The sequence below is a fragment of the Serratia sp. X10 genome, assembly GCF_017811775.1.
Taxonomy (GTDB): Bacteria; Pseudomonadota; Gammaproteobacteria; order Enterobacterales; family Enterobacteriaceae; genus Serratia; species Serratia ureilytica.
The window spans coordinates 1-19,919 of the sequence record NZ_JAEIOH010000007.1 but is presented as its reverse complement, the minus strand read 5'-3'; the positions used below and the strand labels follow the sequence as shown (position 1 = coordinate 19,919).

Genomic DNA, 19,919 nt, shown 5'->3' with positions numbered 1-19,919 from the left:
AAAAGTGTAAACGAGAGGAAGAGTGACATGCGTGCACTGTTATTGGAACAACAAGACGACCAAACTCTGGCTCATATCAAAGATATCGGCAGCGATCGGTTGCCGGAAGGCGATGTTACCGTCGACATCAACTGGTCCAGCCTGAACTACAAGGATGCGCTGGCGATCACCGGGAAAGGCAAGATCGTGCGTCATTTCCCGATGGTGCCTGGCATCGACTTCGCCGGCACCGTGCGCCACAGCGGTGACGCTCGCTTCAAAGAGGGGCAAAGCGTGGTGCTCACCGGCTGGGGCGTGGGTGAACACCACTGGGGCGGCCTGGCCGAGCAGGCCCGCGTCTCCGGCGAGTGGCTGGTGCCGCTGCCGAACGGCCTGGATGAGCGCAAGGCGATGATCATCGGCACCGCCGGCTTTACCGCCATGCTGTGCGTGATGGCGCTGGAGGAAGGCGGGGTACACCCGGACGACGGCGATATCCTGGTTACCGGCGCCAGCGGCGGCGTGGGCAGCACCGCCATCGCCCTGCTGGCGGCGCTGGGGTACCGGGTGACCGCCATCAGCGGCCGCGACAGCAATACCGACTACCTGAAAGCGCTCGGCGCCAAAGAGGTGATGTCGCGCGATGGCTATATCGACACGCCGCGTCCGCTGGAGAAACAGCTGTGGGCCGGCGCGGTGGACACCGTCGGCGACAAACTGCTGGCCCGGGTGCTGGCGCAGATGAACTATAACGGCACCGTCGCCGCCTGCGGTCTGGCCGGCGGCTATCAGTTGCCGACCACCGTGATGCCGTTCATTCTGCGCAATGTGCGCCTGCAAGGGGTGGATTCGGTGCATACGCCGCTGCATCGCCGCCAAACCGCCTGGGAACGGCTGGCCGGCATTCTGCCGGACAGTTTCTATCAGCAGGCCACGCACGAAATCACCCTCGAACAGGCGCCGGCCACCGCCGCCGCGCTGCTGAACAACCAAATCACCGGCCGCACTCTGGTGAAAATCCGCTGACGGACTCCCCCCGGCGACGGGGGGCTCACCGGCGTCTGCGAAATTTCATATTTTCCCGTGTCCCCTCGCTTCCGGCCGGCTTTAGCGCCATGCTTATTTCATGGAGCCCCGTTAACCGCTCGCGAGCGGCGGGCATCAGTCGCGGAGAACATCAGCATGAACAAACATCCCAAATTGACCGAGGCCGACGTCACGCCGGAGAGCGTATTCCACCAGCGGCGCAAAGTGCTGCAGGCGCTCGGCATCACCGCCGCCACGCTGGCGCTGCCTACCGGCGCGCAGGCGGACCTGCTGTCGTGGTTCAAAGGCAACGATCGTCCCAAGGCGCCGCCGGGCAAAGCGCTGGAATTCAGCAAACCGGCCGCCTGGCAGGCGCAGCTGGCGATGACGCCGGAAGACAAGGTCACCGGCTACAACAACTTCTATGAGTTCGGCCTCGACAAGGCCGATCCGGCCGCCAACGCCGGCGGGCTGAAAACCGAAGGCTGGAAAGTGCGCATCGACGGCGAAGTGGCGAAGCCGATAACGCTGGATATCGACGATCTGATGAAGCGTTTCCCGCTGGAGCAGCGCATTTATCGCATGCGCTGCGTCGAGGCCTGGTCGATGGTGGTGCCGTGGATCGGTTTCGAGTTGGGCAAACTGATCAAGCTGGCCGAACCGAACGGCAACGCGCGCTACGTGGCCTTCCAGACGCTGTACGATCCGGAACAGATGCCCGGCCAGAAAGATCGCTTTATCGGCGGCGGCCTGAAATATCCCTACGTCGAAGGGCTGCGGCTGGACGAGGCGATGCATCCGCTGGCGCTGCTGACCGTCGGCGTGTACGGCAAAACCCTGCCGCCGCAAAACGGCGCGCCGCTGCGGTTGATTACGCCGTGGAAATACGGCTTCAAAGGCATCAAGTCGATCGTACATATCCGTTTGGTGCGCGATCAGCCGCCGACCACCTGGAACCAATCTGCGCCGAACGAGTACGGTTTTTACGCCAACGTGAATCCGCACGTCGATCATCCGCGCTGGTCGCAGGCTACCGAACGCTTCATCGGTGCCGGCGGCATTCTCGATGTCAAACGCCAACCGACGCTGCTGTTTAACGGCTATGCCGATCAGGTGGCGTCACTGTATCGCGGCATGGACCTGCGGGAGAATTTCTAAGTGCGCCTGACACCTGTTCATATCAAATGGCTGAAAGCCGCCCTGCATCTGGCGGCGTTTTTGCCCTTTCTCTGGCTGGTGTTGGCGGTGGACCAGGGTTGGTTCAGCGCCGATCCGTCCAAGGACATACAGCATTTTACCGGCAGGATGACGCTGAAACTGCTGCTGGCCACGCTGGCTATCGCCCCGCTGGCGCGATATGCCCGGCAACCGCTGCTGATCCGCTGCCGCCGCCTGGTCGGGCTGTGGTGCTTTGCCTGGGGCACGTTGCACCTGATAAGCTACTCCACGCTGGAACTGGGGCTGAGCAATCTCGGCCTGCTGGGCAGCGAGCTGGTGAACCGCCCGTATCTGACGCTCGGCATCCTCACCTGGCTGATCCTGCTGGCGCTGGCGGCCACCTCGACGCTGTGGGCGATGCGCAAACTGGGCGCCAAATGGCAAATGTTGCACAACTTCGTCTATCTGGCGGCGATCCTCGCGCCCATTCACTATCTGTGGTCGGTCAAAACGTTTTCACCCCAGCCGTTCATTTACGCGCTGTTGGCGGTGGCGCTGTTGGGCCTGCGTTACAAGAAATTCCGCGCCTGGTGGCGCTGAATCGCGCGGCGGCGCGCGGGATTGCCGATGAAAAACACGCGCCGCCGACGGGAACTTTTTTTGTGTTCCAGCGCTCATATTCCTGTCACGGCTCCCCGAGTTCGTCGATTTGGGGTTGAATATCTTCGCTGATAAGACCAGTATTTAGCTGCGAATTGCTACGATATCGTTATAATGCCCGACCTTGTTTCTGTTCTCAGGGTGAATTTGCCCCTTAACAGGTGACAAATCGGTAACATCGGGTTATTTTCTACGATGATGGTTTTATTGCCGGAGATACCAGCACAATGGCGGATAAGTTTCACATTTTGCTTCTGAACGGCCCCAATCTCAATCTGCTGGGGACGCGTGAGCCGGAGAAGTACGGCAGCACGACGCTGACAGAGATTGTTAACGGATTGGAAAACCAGGCATCCGCATTGGATATTAGCCTGAGCCATCTGCAGTCCAACGCCGAGCATCAGCTGATCGATCGCATCCATCAGGCGCGCGGCAATACCGATTTCATTCTGATAAATCCGGCGGCGTTCACGCATACCAGCGTGGCGTTGCGCGATGCGTTGCTGGCGGTGCAGATCCCGTTCATCGAGATCCACCTGTCCAACGTGCACGCCCGCGAACCTTTCCGCCATCACTCTTATCTCTCAGACGTAGCGGTAGGCGTGATTTGCGGCCTCGGCGCGGATGGCTACGCTTTCGCTTTACAGGCAGCGGTTAACCGTCTGTCGAAAACCCACTAATTGCTCCACAAAAAGAGTACGGAATCACACTCATGGATATTCGTAAAATCAAGAAACTGATCGAACTGGTTGAAGAATCAGGCATTTCTGAACTGGAAATCTCTGAAGGCGAAGAATCGGTTCGCATCAGCCGTGCCGCACCGGCGCAGGCTTATCCCGTCATGCAGCAGGCCTACGCGATGCCGGCACAGCAGCAGCCAGCCCTGGCTAGCGCCGTTGCCACCGCGCCTGCGGCAGAAACCCCTGCAGCACCGGCGGCCGTGAGTGGCCACGTCGTTCGTTCTCCAATGGTAGGCACTTTCTACCGCACCCCAAGCCCGGACGCGAAAGCCTTCGTGGAAGTGGGCCAGAAAGTGAACGCCGGCGATACCCTGTGCATCGTTGAAGCCATGAAAATGATGAACCAGATCGAAGCGGACAAGTCCGGCGTCGTGAAAGCCATCCTGGTGGAAAACGGCCAGCCGGTCGAATATGACGAGCCGCTGGTCGTCATCGAATAACGAGGCGCCCCCATGCTTGATAAAATTGTTATCGCCAACCGCGGCGAGATCGCGCTTCGCATCCTGCGTGCCTGTAAAGAACTGGGCATCAAGACCGTTGCGGTTCACTCCGCGGCCGACCGCGATCTGAAACACGTTCTGCTGGCCGACGAGACCGTCTGCATCGGTCCTGCGCCATCGGTAAAAAGCTATCTGAACATCCCGGCCATCATCTCGGCGGCGGAAATCACCGGCGCGGTGGCGATCCACCCGGGCTACGGCTTCCTGTCCGAGAACGCCGACTTCGCCGAGCAGGTTGAACGCTCCGGTTTCATCTTCATCGGCCCGAAAGCCGAAACCATCCGCCTGATGGGCGACAAGGTTTCCGCGATCAACGCCATGAAAAAAGCCGGCGTGCCATGCGTGCCGGGCTCCGACGGCCCGCTGACCGATGACATGGATAAAAACCGTGCCTTCGCCAAGCGCATCGGTTATCCGGTGATCATCAAGGCCTCCGGCGGCGGCGGCGGCCGCGGCATGCGCGTCGTGCGCAGCGACAAAGACCTTGAGCAGTCCATCAACATGACGAAAGCGGAAGCCAAAGCGGCTTTCAACAACGACATGGTGTACATGGAAAAATACCTGGAGAATCCACGTCACATCGAGATTCAGGTATTGGCCGACGGCCAGGGCAACGCCATCTATCTGGCCGAGCGCGACTGCTCCATGCAGCGTCGCCACCAGAAAGTGGTCGAAGAAGCGCCGGCGCCGGGCATCACCAGCGAAATGCGCCGCTATATCGGCGAGCGCTGCTCGAAAGCCTGTGTGGAAATCGGCTATCGCGGTGCGGGCACCTTCGAGTTCCTGTATGAAAACGGCGAGTTCTATTTCATCGAAATGAACACCCGTATTCAGGTAGAGCACCCGGTTACCGAAATGATCACCGGCGTGGATCTGATCAAAGAGCAGCTGCGCATCGCTGCCGGTCAGCCGCTGTCGATCAAACAGGAAGAAGTGAAGATCCACGGCCATGCGGTAGAATGCCGCATCAACGCCGAAGATCCAAACACCTTCCTGCCGAGCCCGGGCAAGATCACCCGCTTCCACGCGCCAGGCGGTTTCGGCGTACGTTGGGAATCGCATATCTACGCCGGTTATACCGTACCGCCGTACTATGACTCCATGATCGGCAAACTGATCACCTTCGGCGAAAACCGTGACGTGGCGATTGCCCGCATGAAAAACGCCCTGGCTGAACTGATCATCGACGGCATCAAAACCAACGTTGAGCTGCAGCAGAAGATCATGAACGACGAAAACTTCCAGCACGGTGGCACCAACATCCACTATCTGGAGAAGAAGCTGGGTCTGCAGGAAACCTAAGCAGGCACGCAGCATCGTCTGACGAAAGGCCGGTTAATCACCGGCCTTTTTCTTTGGCGCTGACGCCAGTAACGGCTTGGCAAAACGCCGTCATGCCGTAAAATTCCCTACCTTTGATGAATCCATCACCGTAAACCTATGGGAGACACGGATGGACAAACGCTTTATTCAGGCGCACCGCGAAGCGCGCTGGGCGCTGGGGCTGACGTTGCTCTACCTGCTGGCCTGGGGGCTGGCGGCCTACCTGCCGGACAGCGCCATCGGCGTCACCGGCCTGCCGCACTGGTTCGAAATGGCCTGCCTGCTGGTGCCGCTGCTGTTCATCGGCCTGTGCTGGCTAATGGTGCGCACGGTGTTCCGCGACATTTCGCTGGAGGACCGCGATGCAAACTGAAGTGATCCTGCCGCTGGTCGCCTACCTGTTGCTGGTATTCGGCCTGTCGGTGTATGCCTATCGCCGCCGTCAGAACGGAAATTTCCTCAGCGAATACTTCCTCGGCAACCGCTCGATGGGCGGCTTTGTGCTGGCGATGACCCTGACCGCCACCTACATCAGCGCCAGTTCGTTTATCGGCGGGCCCGGCGCCGCCTACAAATACGGCCTGGGCTGGGTGCTGCTGGCGATGATCCAACTGCCGGCGGTGTGGCTGTCGCTCGGCGTGCTGGGCAAGAAATTCGCCATCCTGGCGCGGCGCTACAACGCCATTACCCTCAATGACATGCTGTATGGCCGCTACCAAAGCCGCCTGTTGGTGTGGCTCGCCAGTCTCAGCCTGCTGGTGGCGTTCCTCGGCGCCATGACGGTGCAGTTCATCGGCGGCGCCCGCCTGTTGGAGACCGCCGCCGGCATTCCGTATGATACCGGCCTGCTGATTTTCGGCATCAGCATCGCGCTGTACACCGCCTTCGGCGGCTTCCGCGCCAGCGTGCTGAACGACGCCATGCAGGGGCTGGTGATGCTGCTTGGCACCATGCTGCTGCTGGTGGCGGTGATCCATGCCGCCGGCGGACTGGACAGCGCAGTAAGCAAACTGCAGCAGATCGATCCGGCGCTGGTGTCGCCGCAGGGCGGCGATCAGATCCTCAGCCTGCCGTTTATGGCGTCATTCTGGATCCTGGTGTGCTTTGGGGTGATCGGCCTGCCCCACACCGCCGTGCGCTGCATCTCCTACAAGGACAGCAAGGCGGTGCATCGCGGCATTCTGCTCGGCACCGTGGTGGTGGCGGTGCTGATGTTCGGCATGCACCTGGCCGGCGCGCTCGGCCGCGCGGTATTGCCCGATCTCAAGATCCCCGATCAGGTGATCCCAACGCTGATGATCACCGTGCTGCCGCCGTACGCCGCCGGGATCTTTTTGGCGGCGCCGATGGCGGCGATCATGTCGACCATCAACGCCCAACTGCTGCAATCCTCCGCCACCATCATCAAGGATCTCTATCTGGGCGTGCGGCCGCAGCAGATCCACAACGAACGGTTGATCAAGCGCTTCTCCAGCCTGACCACGCTGATCCTCGGCCTGCTGGTGCTGCTGGCGGCCTGGCGGCCGCCTGAGATGATCATCTGGCTCAACCTGCTGGCTTTCGGCGGGCTGGAGGCGGTCTTCCTGTGGCCGCTGGTGCTGGGCCTGTATTGGGAACGCGCCAATGCACAGGGAGCGCTTAGCTCAATGGTGTCGGGTGCGGTATGCTATACGCTATTGGCCAGCTTCAATCTGCAACCGGCGGGGCTGCACCCTATCGTGCCTTCGCTGTTGCTCAGCCTGTTGGCGTTTTATCTCGGTAACGTCGTCGGCGAAAAGCGCCGGGCGGCGTCATCATTACCCTCTTGAAGAGAATTGCTATGCCTTGGATCCAACTCAAACTGAACACCACCGGCAGCCAGGCGGAAGACCTGAGCGACGCGCTGGTGGAAAGCGGCGCCGTGTCGGTGACCTTCCAGGACACCCACGACAATCCGGTGTTCGAACCCTTGCCGGGTGAAACCCTGCTGTGGGGCGATACCGATGTGATCGGCCTGTACGACGCCGAAACCGATATGGCCGAGGTGGTGGCGATGCTGGAACAGCACCCGCTGCTGGGCGCCGGTTTCCGCCACAAGATAGAACAGCTGGAAGACAAGGACTGGGAGCGCGAGTGGATGGACAACTTCCACCCGATGCGCTTCGGTGAGCGCTTGTGGATCTGCCCGAGCTGGCGTGACGTGCCCGATCCCGACGCGGTCAACGTGATGCTCGATCCGGGCCTGGCGTTCGGCACCGGTACCCACCCGACCACCGCGCTGTGCCTGCAGTGGCTGGACGGCCTCGATCTGGCCGGCAAAACTGTCATCGACTTCGGTTGCGGCTCTGGCATCCTGGCGATCGCCGCGCTGAAGCTGGGTGCGGCGCGCGCTATCGGCATCGACATCGATCCTCAGGCCATTCAGGCCAGCCGCGACAACGCGCAGCGTAACGGCGTTTCAGAGCGTCTGGAGCTGTATCTGCCGAAAGACCAGCCTGCCGACCTGCTGGCGGACGTGGTGGTCGCCAACATCCTCGCCGGCCCGCTGCGCGAGCTGGCGCCGCTGATCGGCTGTCTGCCGAAGGCCGGTGGCCATCTGGGGCTGTCCGGCGTGCTGGCCAGCCAGGCGAGCAGCGTAGCGGAAGCCTATGCAGAGAAGTTCACGCTCGACCCGGTCGCCGAGCGCGAAGAGTGGTGCCGCATTACCGGCCGCCGCAAGTAAGCGTCACGGTATCGTGTCCCCTTCGTCCACCGGCCCTGCGCCGGTGGATTTTTTTTGTCCGGCGATCGGCCCTCGGGTGGCACAAAATTTTATGCACTTTTTCGCCGCTCAACGACGGATCGCCCTGAGAATGCGCCTTCCAGGCAGGCTATCCCGGCAAAAATAGCGGGCGAATGCAGATAATATCCTGCGCAAAGGCGAATATTTTGCCGCACACAAAATAAGCACTTTTCGTCAACTTATTGTAAAATATATATAATATTTTTATGAATCGCCGCGTAGCGTATTTTTCGTCCTAATATCGGGCCAATTGGTTAAAGTTTGGCCTTTCATCTCGACGCAAAAATGCGTAATATACGCGCCCTTGCGGACACAGTATGGTCACTCTTTGTCTATGCGCATTGGACACCACCAGCTTACTAATTGCCTGATTGCGGCCCCGATGGCCGGTATTACAGATCGCCCGTTCAGAACCCTCTGTCATGCAATGGGTGCTGGGATGGCTGTATCCGAAATGCTCTCCTCCAACCCGGAGGTATGGCGGACGGATAAGTCGCGTCTGCGTATGGTGCATAGCGATGAACCAGGGATCCGCTCCGTGCAAATTGCCGGATGCGATCCTGATGATATGGCCGCCGCCGCGCGTATCAACGTGGCCAGCGGCGCGCAGATCATCGACATCAATATGGGATGCCCGGCCAAAAAAGTGAACCGGAAGCTTGCCGGGTCCGCCTTGTTGCAGTACCCGGATCTGGTAAAACGGATCCTCCACGCGGTGGTTGACGCGGTGGATGTGCCGGTAACGCTGAAGATTCGCACCGGCTGGGCGCCGGAGCACCGTAACTGTGTAGAGATTGCCCAACTGGCCGAAGACTGTGGTATTCAGGCCCTGACGATTCACGGCCGAACCCGCGCCTGTCTGTTTAACGGCGACGCGGAATACGACAGCATTCGGGCAGTTAAGCAGAGTGTTTCCATTCCGATTATCGCGAATGGGGATATTACTGACCCGCATAAAGCCAGAGCAGTGCTCGACTACACCGGGGCCGACGCCCTGATGATAGGCCGCGCTGCTCAGGGGAGACCCTGGATCTTCCGGGAAATCCAGCATTATCTGGACACTGGGGAGTTGCTGCCGCCGATGCCGCTTGGCGAGGTGAAGCGCTTGTTGATTGGGCACATTCGGGAATTGCACGGCTTCTATGGCCAAGGCAAGGGATTCCGGATTGCTCGTAAGCACGTGTCCTGGTATCTCCAGGAACACGCTCCGAATGACCAGTTTCGGCGCACATTCAACGCCATAGAGGATGCCAGCGAACAGCTGGAGGCGTTGGAGGCATATTTCGAAAATCTTAGCGTAAAAAAAGAGCTGACAGAACTATGTTCGAACAACGCGTAAATTCTGACGTACTGACCGTTTCTACCGTTAACTCACAAGATCAGGTGACTCAAAAGCCTCTGCGTGACTCGGTTAAACAAGCACTGAAGAACTATTTTGCTCAACTGAACGGTCAAGACGTAAATGACCTGTATGAGCTGGTACTGGCTGAAGTTGAACAGCCACTGTTGGACATGGTGATGCAATACACCCGTGGCAACCAAACCCGCGCAGCCCTGATGATGGGCATCAACCGCGGCACGCTGCGCAAGAAGCTGAAAAAATACGGCATGAACTGATACTAGTCAGTTAACGTGTTGAAAAGGCGCTTTATCTCATTTGATAAGCGCCTTTTTCTTTAGGGCATTCCCGGTTTACGGGCAATAAAAAAGGCCGCAGCGCGGCCCTTGTGGTAAAACGGAGACCTTACTCGGTCACTTTGTTCTTGAGGCTTTCCGCCCCTTGCTTGGTCTTGTCCCAAGCCTTCTCCGTACCCTGTTTGGTGGAGTGCCAGGCCTTTTGCGAGCCTTCGCTCACTTTGCTGCCGACGCTATCGCTCTTGCCTTCGGCGGCGTGCTTGGCTTTCAGCTTCAGCTCTTCACCCTTGTCCTGAGACTGGTGCAGCTTTTCTTTGGCGGTATCCGCCCCTTTATGCGCCTCCGCGACGACCTCGTTGCTGGCGTGAGCGGTGGTGTCGGTCGCGGTTTCAGCAGCGAACACCGGGGAAGCGAGCAGCAGTGCAGACAAGGCAATGATTGATTTCTTCATAAGTCCCTCTTTTCTCAGATACGTGCCATTCGTCATGAAACAAGATGGCATGAAACGCCCCTTGAACGATTTAAGAATAGGACTAAAACCAAAAAAATCGATATAAAATTTTATTACAAACAGTTTTATTGATTTTTTATGCCACTAAGCAGCATGAGCGGGGAAAGCGCACGAAAAAGTTAAATTTTTCCTGTCACAAAACTATAATTTATACGAATTTTTAACAAGCACTAACAGGGATGGATTCTATGGTTGCCGCGATCATTATCGGCATTTTTATCATCAGCTTCCTCTACGCACACTCCCGCGGCAAAGAGAAACAAAAGCTTACTCGTCAGCTGTTCGATCACTCCACGTTTATGGGGCCGATCAACATGTTTATGACCGGTTTCTCCCGTTTGCCCGCCAAACAGCCCTACTTCGACGAAAAAGGCTTCCCGGAGCTGCAGACGCTGACCGACAACTGGCAGACGATCCGCGAAGAAGCGGTGCGCCTGCAGGATCACATCAAAAAGGCGCAGTCGCACAACGATGCCGGCTTCAACACCTTCTTCAAACGCGGCTGGAAACGTTTCTATCTGAAATGGTACAGCGACAGTCACCCTTCAGCGCAGACGCTGTGTCCAAAAACCGTCGAGCTGCTCAACCGCATCCCGTCGGTCAAGGCGGCGATGTTCGCCGAGCTGCCGCCCGGCAGCCACCTGGGTAAACACCGCGATCCTTACGCCGGCTCGGTGCGCTATCACCTGGGGCTGATGACGCCCAACGACGATCGCTGCTTCATCGAAGTAGACGGCGAGCCGCACAGCTGGCGCGACGGCCAAGCGGTGATCTTCGACGAAACCTACGTGCACTGGGCGCAGAACGCCACCGATCAGACGCGCATCATTCTGTTTTGCGACGTCGAGCGGCCAATGAAATGGCGCTGGGCGCAGGCGGTCAACCACTGGGTCGGCGCTACGCTGATGTCGGCAGCCAGCTCGCCGAACGACGATCAGGACCGCACCGGCGGCATCAACCGCATCTTCAAATACGTCAACGCGGTGCGCGATGCCGGCCAACGCCTGAAAGCGCGCAACCGCCGCGGTTACTACCTGCTGAAATGGCTGACGATCGCCGCGATCTTCGCCGCGATTATCATTCCCAGCCTGTAAAACGCGCCAATCCTCAACTCAGGGGCAACGCGAATGAGAATATTCGCATGCCCCTCTTCCGCCACACCCCGTACCCTGTGTTAACATACACGTTCCTAGAGCCGCCTCCGCTGGCCAACAGCTATCCCTCCGAAGCCTGATAGCAGCGCAAACCGCCCTTCGAATGTAAAGATTTAGTCAATTATGGAATCTGACTAAACCCTGGCCGTCCCCGGGTGTCTGAGTGGTTGTATCGCTATCGAGTGGATCCTTTATGCGCTACAGGTTGCTACCCCCCTAACGCATAAACGAGCTGCTATGAAACGCCAAAAGAGATTTCAACTTTCCTTGCTGCACCCGCGCTACTGGCTGACCTGGTTTGGCCTCGCCCTGCTGTTCCTGCTGGTCCAACTCCCCTACCCGTGGCTCTACCGTCTGGGGGTGTGGATGGGGCGCACCTCGATGCGTTTTCTCAAGCGCCGCGTCACCATCACCCGTCGCAACCTCGAGCTGTGCTTCCCCGAGATGGACGAAGCGCAGCGCGAGCGCAAAGTGGTGGGCAATTTCGAATCCCTCGGCATGGGCCTGCTGGAAACCGGCATGGCCTGGTTCTGGTCAGATAAACGCGTCAAGCGCTGGTTCAATGTCTCCGGCATCAACCACCTCAAAATGGCGCAGCGCGACGATCGCGGCGTGCTGGTGATCGGCGTGCATTTTATGTCGCTGGAGCTGGGCGGCCGGGCGATGGGCCTGTGTCAGCCGATGATGGCGATGTACCGTCCGCATAACAACAAGGCGATGGAATGGGCGCAGACCAAAGGCCGCATGCGTTCCAACAAGGCGATGATCGATCGCAAGGATTTGCGCGGCATGGTGCATGCGCTCAAGCGCGGCGAGGCGGTGTGGTTCGCGCCGGATCAGGACTACGGCCCGCGCGGCAGCGTATTCGCGCCGCTGTTCGCCGTCGATAAGGCCGCCACCACCAGCGGCACCTTCATGCTGGCGCGCATGGCCAACCCGGCGCTGGTGCCGGTGGTGCTGATCCGCCGCGAGGGCGGCCTCGGTTACGACCTGCTGATCCAACCAGCCCTGGAAGACTATCCGCTCAGCGACGAACAGGCGGCGGCGGCTTACATGAACAAAGTGATCGAGAAAGAGATCATGCGGGCGCCGGAGCAATACATGTGGCTGCACCGCCGTTTCAAAACCCGACCGGCTGGCGCGCCCTCGCTGTACTGATCCCCCCTTATTTCCAGCCCGGCCAACGCCGGGCTTTTTTGTGCGCCGCGTTTAAAAAATCTGCGGCTCGGGATCCCGCTTTCCTGTAATCTCCTTTTTTACCCGCACAGGAAAGGAAATGATGAAAGCTCAAGTCCGCATTGCTCTGGTCGGTGATTACAACCCGCAAGCCGTGGCCCACCAGGCCATCCCCGTGGCGCTCCAGCTCACCGCCGCCCACCTCGACATCGACGTTCAGCCCCAGTGGCTCCCGACCGAAACCCTGACCTCCCCCGACGCGCTGCAAGATTTCGACGCCATCTGGGTGGTGCCGGGCAGCCCGTATCGTCACGACGACGGCGCGTTTATGGCGATCCGTCATGCGCGGGAAAACGACGTGCCGTTCCTCGGCTCCTGCGGCGGTTTTCAATACGCCATCGTCGAATACGCCCGCAATGTGATGGGCTGGCACGACGCCGGTCATGCGGAAACCGACAGCGGTGGCCGGCTGGTGATCGCCCCATTGAGCTGCTCGCTGGTGGAAAAAACCGGCGACATCGTTTTCCAGCCTGACACCCGCGTCGCGCAGGCCTATGGCAGCCTGAACGCCCATGAAGGCTACCACTGCAACTTCGGCGTCAATCCGGACTTCGTCGCCGATCTGCAGCGTTTCCCGCTGATCATCAGCGGCCACGACACCGAAGGCGACGTGCGCGCCATCGAACTGCCGGGCCGGCGTTTTTACGCCGCCACGCTGTTCCAGTCAGAACGCGCTGCGCTGCGCGGCGAGCTTTCACCGCTGGTGGTGGAACTCGTCAAAGCCGCCGCCAACGGGTAAACAAAGGTTCATCGGCGCCATCGGGGCGTTGTCACCGGATAAAAAAAAGCCCTCTTGCGAGGGCTTTCTGATCGGCTATCCCGCCGACTTACGCCTGTCCGAGATCGCGCAACGCCAGATTGAAGTGCTGGCCCAGCTCACGCCGGTGAACCGGATGCTCCATCATCGACACATGGTCGCCGTTGACCTGGCTGACGCGGACGGTCGCCGGCGGCAACAGCCTATCCCATCCCAGCGCGGAAGCGTCTTCGCGGCAATATCCCGCCTGCTTGATCTTCTGCCAGTACGCCTGGAACTGCTCGTTCTGCGAATTGGCGGAAACCTGCTCCTGCTTCGCCTTGAACAGATGGATCTTGAGCGATGCAGGCTGCACCTGAGTCGCTTCCACCAGCTTGGCGTAATGGTGTCGCTGTTGCCAGAGAGCCGCCTCGTCGGCCACTTCCGCACGCTGAGTCTTGATCCCGGCGCGTTGCACGGCCGCTATCGCCTCCGGTAACGGCAGTTCGGCCAACTGCTGACAGAACTGCGGATCCGGCCTCTCCTGCGTGGATTCCACCCAGTTCAGCAACAGCTGGACCGGGCTGTGCATCGCCTCCACCGGCCGCAACGTGTCAATCAGCCCCAGGAAAGCGACCGCTTCCCCGGCCGATTGCAGCTGCTCGGCGATGGCATAGGCCAACACCCCGCCGGAAGAGTACCCCGCCAGATGGTAGGGCCCCTGCGGTTGCACTTCGCGAATCAACGCCACGGCGCTGGCGGCCATGTCGCTCATGGTTGCCGGCTTTTCATCCACCGCCGGCCACGGCACGGCGTAGACCGGGAAGCTTTCGTCGATCTCCTTGGCCAATTCAAACACGTAGGAGTGGTCGCCAAAGCCGGTCGGGACGAAGAACAGCGGCGGTCGGCTGCCGCTGCTGCGAGCCGGCACCGCTTTGCGCAGCGGAGCCTCTGCGGTGCGACGATCGATCCGTTCGGCCAATTCGGCCAAGATCGGATGGTTGAAGATCGCCTGTACCGGCAAGGTGATGCCTTGCTGACGCAGTTGGCTGGAAAGACGTACCGCCAGCAGCGAATGGCCGCCGAGCTCGAAGAAATTGTCGTGGCGCCCTATCTGGCCAATCTCGAGCAGCTCACACCATACCCGCGCCAGCGTCGTTTCGGTCTCCCCCTGAGGCGCCGCATACTCCCGAGCGCCGACTGCCGCGCGCTCCGGCTCCGGCAAGGCACGCCGATCCAGCTTGCCGTTGGCGGTCAACGGCAGCGCATCCAGCCAGACATAAGCCGACGGCACCATGTACTCCGGCAAACGTTCGCTCAAATAGGCCCGCAACTGCCCTTGCAGCGCGCTGCGGTCAACGTCGGCCGCCGGTACGATCCAGGCGACCAGGCGCGGGTGGCGCTCCGTCGAACAAACCTGCACCACCGCTTCCCGCACCCACGGGCTCGCTGCCAGCTGCACCTCAATCTCGCCCGGTTCGATGCGGAACCCGCGCAACTTGACCTGCTGGTCGCACCGCCCTTGGTATTCAAGACTGCCGTCCGGCAGATAACGCGCCAGATCGCCGGTACGATACATGCGGCCGCCGCCAACCGGGTTGAACGGATCGCTCAGAAAACGCTGCGCCGTCAGCTCCGGCCGGTTCAGGTATCCCAACGCCACCCCCACGCCGCCGATGTGCAGTTCTCCTATCGCCCCCATCGGCACCGGGCGCCCACGGGCGTCCAGCAAGTACGCGCGGGTATTGCCGATCGGTTTACCAATCGGCAAACGCGCCTCCCCTTCGGCCCGTTCAATACGCGCCGTAGTCGCAAAGGTGGTGGTCTCCGTCGGCCCATAGGCATGGATCAGTTGCACCGGCCCTTGTTCTTGCAGCAACCGAGCATAAGCGCCCGGATCTTCTTTCTCTCCCCCGCTGATCAGATATTTCAGCTGCGCCAGCGCGCCGCTGATGCTGTGTACATACTGATTGAACAACGCGGTGGTCAAGAACAGCGTGGTGATGCGATGACGCTGCAGTTCGGCCGCCAGACGTTCGGCTTCCATCATCACCTCCGGCGCTATCACCACCAGCGCACCGCCGTTCAGCAGGGCCGCCCACACCTCCATCGTGCTGGCGTCAAACGCCGGGTTGGCGGCAAAGGCAACGCGGTCTTCAGCGTCAAAGGCGGCGTAGCGATTGTTGCGCACCAGACGAGTAATGCCCTGGTGCGGCGTCATGACCCCTTTCGGCGTACCGGTCGAACCGGAGGTATACATGATGTAGGCCGTCGCGCCGCTCGATACGCGCAACGCCGGGTTACCGTCATGACCTTCAGCTTCGCGAGCCTCGACCGTCAGCTGCGGAATGTCCTCGTCGCCGATGGCGTCCGTCAGCATCAGGCAGGCGCCGCTGTCATCGGCGATCCACGCCTGACGCGCGGCCGGCAGTTGCGGATCGATGGGTACATACGCCGCCCCGGCCTTGATTACCGCCAATTGGGCGCAAACCAGTTCGATGCTGCGCGCCAGCCGCACCGCGACCCGGTCGCCCGGTTGTACGCCGCGCTCAATCAGCCGATGCGCCAACCGGTTGGCGCGCGCATTCAACTGTGCGTAGCTGAGCCGTTGCGCATCCTGGATCAAAGCGATGGCCTGCGGCGTCTGCCGCACCTGCTGTTCAAACAGTTCGTGCACGCAGGTATCCGCCGGGTAAGCTTCCGCCGTATGATTCCAGCGGCACAGCTGCAGCGCATACTCCTCATCCGGCATCACGTCCAGTTCGCAGATCGGTGTCTGCGGCGCCTGCTCCAACGCCTGCGCCAATGCGCTCAACGCCTGCGCCATATAGCCGCACACGCGCTGCGCTTCAATCGGCTGTCTGACCTGCGCCGTCAGGCCCAGAGAATCACCGCCGTCCTCGACCGACAGCACGAACGGATAGTTGGTGCGTTCCTGGCTATCGAGCAGCGTTACGCCGGCCGGCAAGGCGGTCTCCTCGCCGCTGTTATGCCGGTAATTCAGCAGGGCACTGAACAGCGGCGTGCCCGCGGCGACGCCGCTGCAGCGCTGCGCCAAGGCCAGCGGCGCATGCTCATGGGCCAGCAGCCCGCTCAGCCGAATGTGCGCCTGCAACACCGCCGATTCCGCGCCGACCTCGTTGACATCCAGCCGCAGCGGCAAGGTGTTGATAAACAATCCGAGCGCCCGTTCCGCGCCGTCTCCGGCCTGCATGCGGCCCAACAATACGGTGCCGAACACCACCTCATCGCGGCCGGTGGCGCGCGCCAACACCTGCGCCCACGCCAGGTGGCACAGACTGGCCAGGCTGACGCCCAGCCGCCGCGCCTGCCGCCGCAGCTGCTGATTGAGCGCATGCGGCAATGCCAGGTGCGCCGTCGAGATATCCCGCCCTTCGCCATGCACGTCGCTCAGGCCGAACGGCAACGACGGTTCATCGATATCCGCCAGCAGAGTGCGGAAGAACTGCTCGTGTTCAGCGTTGCTGACGCCGAGCCGCGCCTGCGCCACCGCGTTGCGGAACGGCGGCGCCTTGGCCAATTCGTCTCCGCGTCCGGCCAGGATCAGGTTGATTTCCTCCTGCATCACCGCCAGGGTCGAGTGGTCGCCGATCAGGTGATGCCACTGCTGGAGCACACACCAACTGCCCTCCTCTTCCCGAGCAGCGACAAAGCTCAGCAACGGTGCGCGCGTCAGGTCAGGCCGTACGCGGCGCGGATCAAACAACGCCGTCAGCCGCTCACCGATATCGCCCTGCGCCGGATTGAGCCGCAGTTCTTGCAGCGACAACTCGGCCTTGCGCCACACCACCTGCACCGGCGAAGACACGCCCTGCGTGATGAACGCGGTGCGCAGAATGTCATGGCGATCGATCACCTGCTGCATCGCCGCCAGCCAGGCATCCAGGCGCGCACGGCTGTCGAAGCGCAGCACCGCGGACAGCTGGTACGGATCGCCCTGCTCCGCCAGCAGATGGTGGAACAAAATCCCCTCCTGCAGCGGCGACAAAGCGTAGATGTCCTGTACATTGGCCACGCCGCCAGGCACCTGCGCCACCACCGCGTCGATCTCCGGCTGGCTCAGCGCCGCCAGCGGCAACATCTCCGGCGTAATGGCTACGCAGCCCGGTCGGATACCGTTGGCCGGCACGCTCACCTCTTGCTGCGTGACCAATGTCTGCGCCAACGTCGACAGCGTCGGCGCGGTGAACAGCGTTTGTACCCCGGCGCTCAACCCGACACGGCGCAGCTGCGCCATCAGTTTGACCGCCAGCAACGAATGGCCACCCAGTTCGAAGAAGTTATCGTGGCGCCCGACCCGCTCAATGCCCAGCAGCTCGCGCCAGATCCCCGCCAGCAGCGTTTCCAGTTCGCCTTCGGGTTCGGCGTAAACCTCACGCACGTAGGCGTCCTCTTGCGGCTCAGGCAGCGCGCGCCGATCCAACTTGCCGTTCGGCGTCAGCGGCAGCGTATCCAGCGCAACCCAGGCCGCCGGCAGCATAAACTCCGGCAACATCCCCGCCAGATACTGTCGCAGCGTCACCGCCAACGTCTGACGATCCGCGTCAGCCTCCGGCACCACCCAGGCGACCAGCCGCTTATTGTCCGCTTCGCCGAGGACATCCACCACCGCTTCGCGCACCGCCGGATGACCGGCCACTCGCGCCTCGATCTCACCGCATTCGATGCGGAAGCCGCGAATTTTCACCTGCCGATCGTTGCGTCCGAGGTAGTCGATATTGCCGTCCGGCAGATAGCGCGCCAGATCGCCGGTGCGATACATCCGCTCGCCTGGGTTAAACGGATCCGCCAGGAATCGCTCTGCCGTTAACTCTGCGCGGTTGAGATAACCCAGCGCCACCCCGGGGCCGGCGATGTAGATCTCGCCGGTCGCGCCGAGCGGCACCAGCTGCCCGTGCGCATCCAGCAGATAAATCCGGGTATTACCGATCGGCCGCCCGATAGGCAAACGCTGCCATGGATCCACCCGCTCGATCGTGGCCGTCGTGGCGAACACCGTACACTCGGTCGGCCCATAGGCATTGACCAGACGCACCGGTCCCGCCTCTTTCAGCATACGAGCAAAGGCGTGCGGATCCGCGGCTTCACCGCCGCTGATCAGATATTTCAACTGCGCTAACGTCGCGGCGATGCTATGGACATATTGGTTAAACAACGACGTGGTCAGGAACAAGACGTTAATCTCTTGCCGCACCAGCGCTGCCGCCAACGCATCGGCATCCGTCAACACCTCCGGCGCAATGATCGCCAGACTGGCGCCATTGAGCAACGCGCCCCACATTTCCAACGTGCTGGCGTCGAATGCCGGGTTAGCGGCGAAAGCAAAGCGATCGCCGCGTTCGAACGCCGCAAACCGATTGTTAATCGCCAGTCGGAGGATGCCTTGATGCGTCACCATCACGCCTTTAGGCGTGCCGGTCGAGCCCGAGGTATACATGATGTAAGCCGGTGCGTCGCCGGCGCGAGCCACCGCCGGATCGTGGGTCGGATCCTGCCGCAGACGATCGATACGCAGGCATTCGATCTCGCCGGCTATCTCGCGATCGAGCTCGCGATCGCACAGGATCAACGTCGTTCCGCTGTCGCCGATGATCCACGCCTGCCGCGCAACAGGCAGGTGCGGATCGAGCGGCACATAAGCGGCACCCGCCTTGAGGATCGCCAACTGGGCGATGACCAGAGAGAAACTGCGTTCGAGCGACGTGGCCACGCGGTCGCCGGGGCGTACACCCTGTCCGATAAGTTGATGTGCCAGTTGGTTAGCGCGGGCGTTCAATTGCGCGTAGCTAAGGCTGTCCGCCTCGTTTACCAACGCGATGGCATCCGGCGTGCGCCGCGCCCACTGTTCAAACTGGACGTGGACAGGGTTCTGCGCCGGATAAGCTTCCGCGGTTCGGTTCCAGCCATACAACAGCAGTTCGCGCTCAGCGGTCGGCAGCAGATCGATATGCGAAGCAGACTGCGAAGCGTTTGTCGCCATCGCCCGCAGCACCTGCACCAGATAGGCGCCGTAACGCTCGGCGGTGGCGCGATCGAACAACGCCGTGGCGAAGTTCAGCGTACCGCTGATTTGCTCGTCGCTCTCCGCCAGATCAAGCGTCAAATCATACTTGGCGATCCGATAGCCCAACTCGGCGCTCTCGGCCTGCAGTCCAGGCAGCGGAATATTGCGCACCGAGCCGTCCTGCCAGGCCAGCATCACCTGGAACAGCGGGGTATAGCCCAGATGGCGCGGCGGGTTAACCAGCTCTACCACCTGCTCGAACGGCAGATCGCGGTTTTCCTGCGCCGCCAGCACCGTGTGGCGGACCCGTTCGAGCAGCATCGGCAGATCCGGATCGTCGCGAAGATTGATGCGCAGCGCCAGCGTGCTGACGAAGAAACCGACCAGCGATTCGGTTTCCAGCCGGCCGCGGTTGGCCTCCGGCGTGCCGATCACCAGCTCCTGCTGTCCGGCCATGCGCGCCAGCACCAGGCTC

16 protein-coding genes are annotated in these 19,919 nt (G+C 61.0%); 14 read left to right on the top strand and 2 right to left on the bottom strand.

Translation table 11 applies throughout. The annotated features are described in order from the left end of the window. Positions 1-27 precede the first annotated feature (27 nt). The 11 genes from J9788_RS19790 (at position 28) to fis (ending at position 9,764) form a co-directional block, all read left to right on the top strand. Positions 28-1,005, top strand: a complete 978-nt coding sequence (locus tag J9788_RS19790) for an MDR family oxidoreductase (RefSeq protein ID WP_033644448.1) — start codon at positions 28-30, stop codon at positions 1,003-1,005. A 156-nt stretch (positions 1,006-1,161) separates the two neighbouring features. Continuing rightward, on the top strand, positions 1,162-2,163 hold the full coding sequence (msrP, locus tag J9788_RS19785) for a protein-methionine-sulfoxide reductase catalytic subunit MsrP (protein ID WP_046897218.1): 1,002 nt from the start codon (positions 1,162-1,164) through the stop codon (positions 2,161-2,163). Beyond that, positions 2,164-2,763 carry a protein-methionine-sulfoxide reductase heme-binding subunit MsrQ gene (msrQ, locus tag J9788_RS19780; protein ID WP_046897217.1) on the top strand — a complete coding sequence of 200 codons (600 nt, stop codon included), beginning with the start codon at positions 2,164-2,166 and terminating at the stop codon, positions 2,761-2,763. A 287-nt stretch (positions 2,764-3,050) separates the two neighbouring features. After that, on the top strand, positions 3,051-3,503 hold the full coding sequence (gene aroQ, locus J9788_RS19775; RefSeq protein ID WP_046897216.1) for a type II 3-dehydroquinate dehydratase: 453 nt from the start codon (positions 3,051-3,053) through the stop codon (positions 3,501-3,503). Positions 3,504-3,535: 32 nt separating this feature from the next. Further along, a complete protein-coding gene (gene accB, locus J9788_RS19770; RefSeq protein ID WP_046897215.1) occupies positions 3,536-4,003 on the top strand; it encodes an acetyl-CoA carboxylase biotin carboxyl carrier protein in 468 nt (155 codons plus the stop codon). A gap of 12 nt (positions 4,004-4,015) precedes the next feature. Continuing rightward, a complete protein-coding gene (gene accC, locus J9788_RS19765; protein WP_004936886.1) occupies positions 4,016-5,365 on the top strand; it encodes an acetyl-CoA carboxylase biotin carboxylase subunit in 1,350 nt (449 codons plus the stop codon). 151 nt (positions 5,366-5,516) lie between these two features. Continuing rightward, complete coding sequence (locus tag J9788_RS19760) at positions 5,517-5,759, top strand: YhdT family protein (RefSeq protein WP_004936865.1); 243 nt, start codon at positions 5,517-5,519, stop codon at positions 5,757-5,759. After that, positions 5,749-7,194, top strand: a complete 1,446-nt coding sequence (gene panF, locus J9788_RS19755) for a sodium/pantothenate symporter (protein WP_046897214.1) — start codon at positions 5,749-5,751, stop codon at positions 7,192-7,194. The genes J9788_RS19760 and panF overlap by 11 nt, the downstream gene beginning before the upstream one ends. 11 nt (positions 7,195-7,205) lie before the next feature. Continuing rightward, complete coding sequence (prmA, locus tag J9788_RS19750; RefSeq protein WP_033644444.1) at positions 7,206-8,087, top strand: 50S ribosomal protein L11 methyltransferase; 882 nt, start codon at positions 7,206-7,208, stop codon at positions 8,085-8,087. Between the two features lie 394 nt (positions 8,088-8,481). Beyond that, positions 8,482-9,486 carry a tRNA dihydrouridine synthase DusB gene (gene dusB, locus J9788_RS19745; protein WP_046897213.1) on the top strand — a complete coding sequence of 335 codons (1,005 nt, stop codon included), beginning with the start codon at positions 8,482-8,484 and terminating at the stop codon, positions 9,484-9,486. After that, positions 9,468-9,764 (top strand): DNA-binding transcriptional regulator Fis, encoded by a 297-nt coding sequence (gene fis, locus J9788_RS19740; protein ID WP_000462905.1) that lies wholly within the window; start codon positions 9,468-9,470, stop codon positions 9,762-9,764. Before dusB ends, fis begins: the two co-directional genes overlap by 19 nt. Before the next feature lie 127 nt (positions 9,765-9,891). Here the strand turns inward: fis and J9788_RS19735 are convergent, their stop codons facing one another. Continuing rightward, the gene (locus J9788_RS19735) at positions 9,892-10,233 is read right to left on the bottom strand and encodes a hypothetical protein (protein ID WP_182265475.1); all 342 of its coding nucleotides are present in this window, start codon (positions 10,231-10,233) and stop codon (positions 9,892-9,894) included. A gap of 248 nt (positions 10,234-10,481) precedes the next feature. Here J9788_RS19735 and lpxO point away from each other — a divergent pair, with 248 nt between their 5' ends. From lpxO to J9788_RS19720, 3 genes are all read left to right on the top strand, one after another. Further along, the gene (lpxO, locus tag J9788_RS19730; protein ID WP_182265476.1) at positions 10,482-11,387 is read left to right on the top strand and encodes a lipid A hydroxylase LpxO; all 906 of its coding nucleotides are present in this window, start codon (positions 10,482-10,484) and stop codon (positions 11,385-11,387) included. A gap of 297 nt (positions 11,388-11,684) precedes the next feature. Beyond that, complete coding sequence (lpxP, locus tag J9788_RS19725; protein ID WP_182265477.1) at positions 11,685-12,605, top strand: kdo(2)-lipid IV(A) palmitoleoyltransferase; 921 nt, start codon at positions 11,685-11,687, stop codon at positions 12,603-12,605. A 121-nt stretch (positions 12,606-12,726) separates the two neighbouring features. Further along, a complete protein-coding gene (locus tag J9788_RS19720; protein ID WP_096242857.1) occupies positions 12,727-13,422 on the top strand; it encodes a CTP synthase in 696 nt (231 codons plus the stop codon). An 88-nt stretch (positions 13,423-13,510) separates the two neighbouring features. On the opposite strand, the gene J9788_RS19715 is transcribed toward J9788_RS19720, so the two are convergent. Next, positions 13,511-19,900 (bottom strand): non-ribosomal peptide synthetase, encoded by a 6,390-nt coding sequence (locus J9788_RS19715; RefSeq protein ID WP_241427913.1) that lies wholly within the window; start codon positions 19,898-19,900, stop codon positions 13,511-13,513. Positions 19,901-19,919 lie beyond the last annotated feature (19 nt).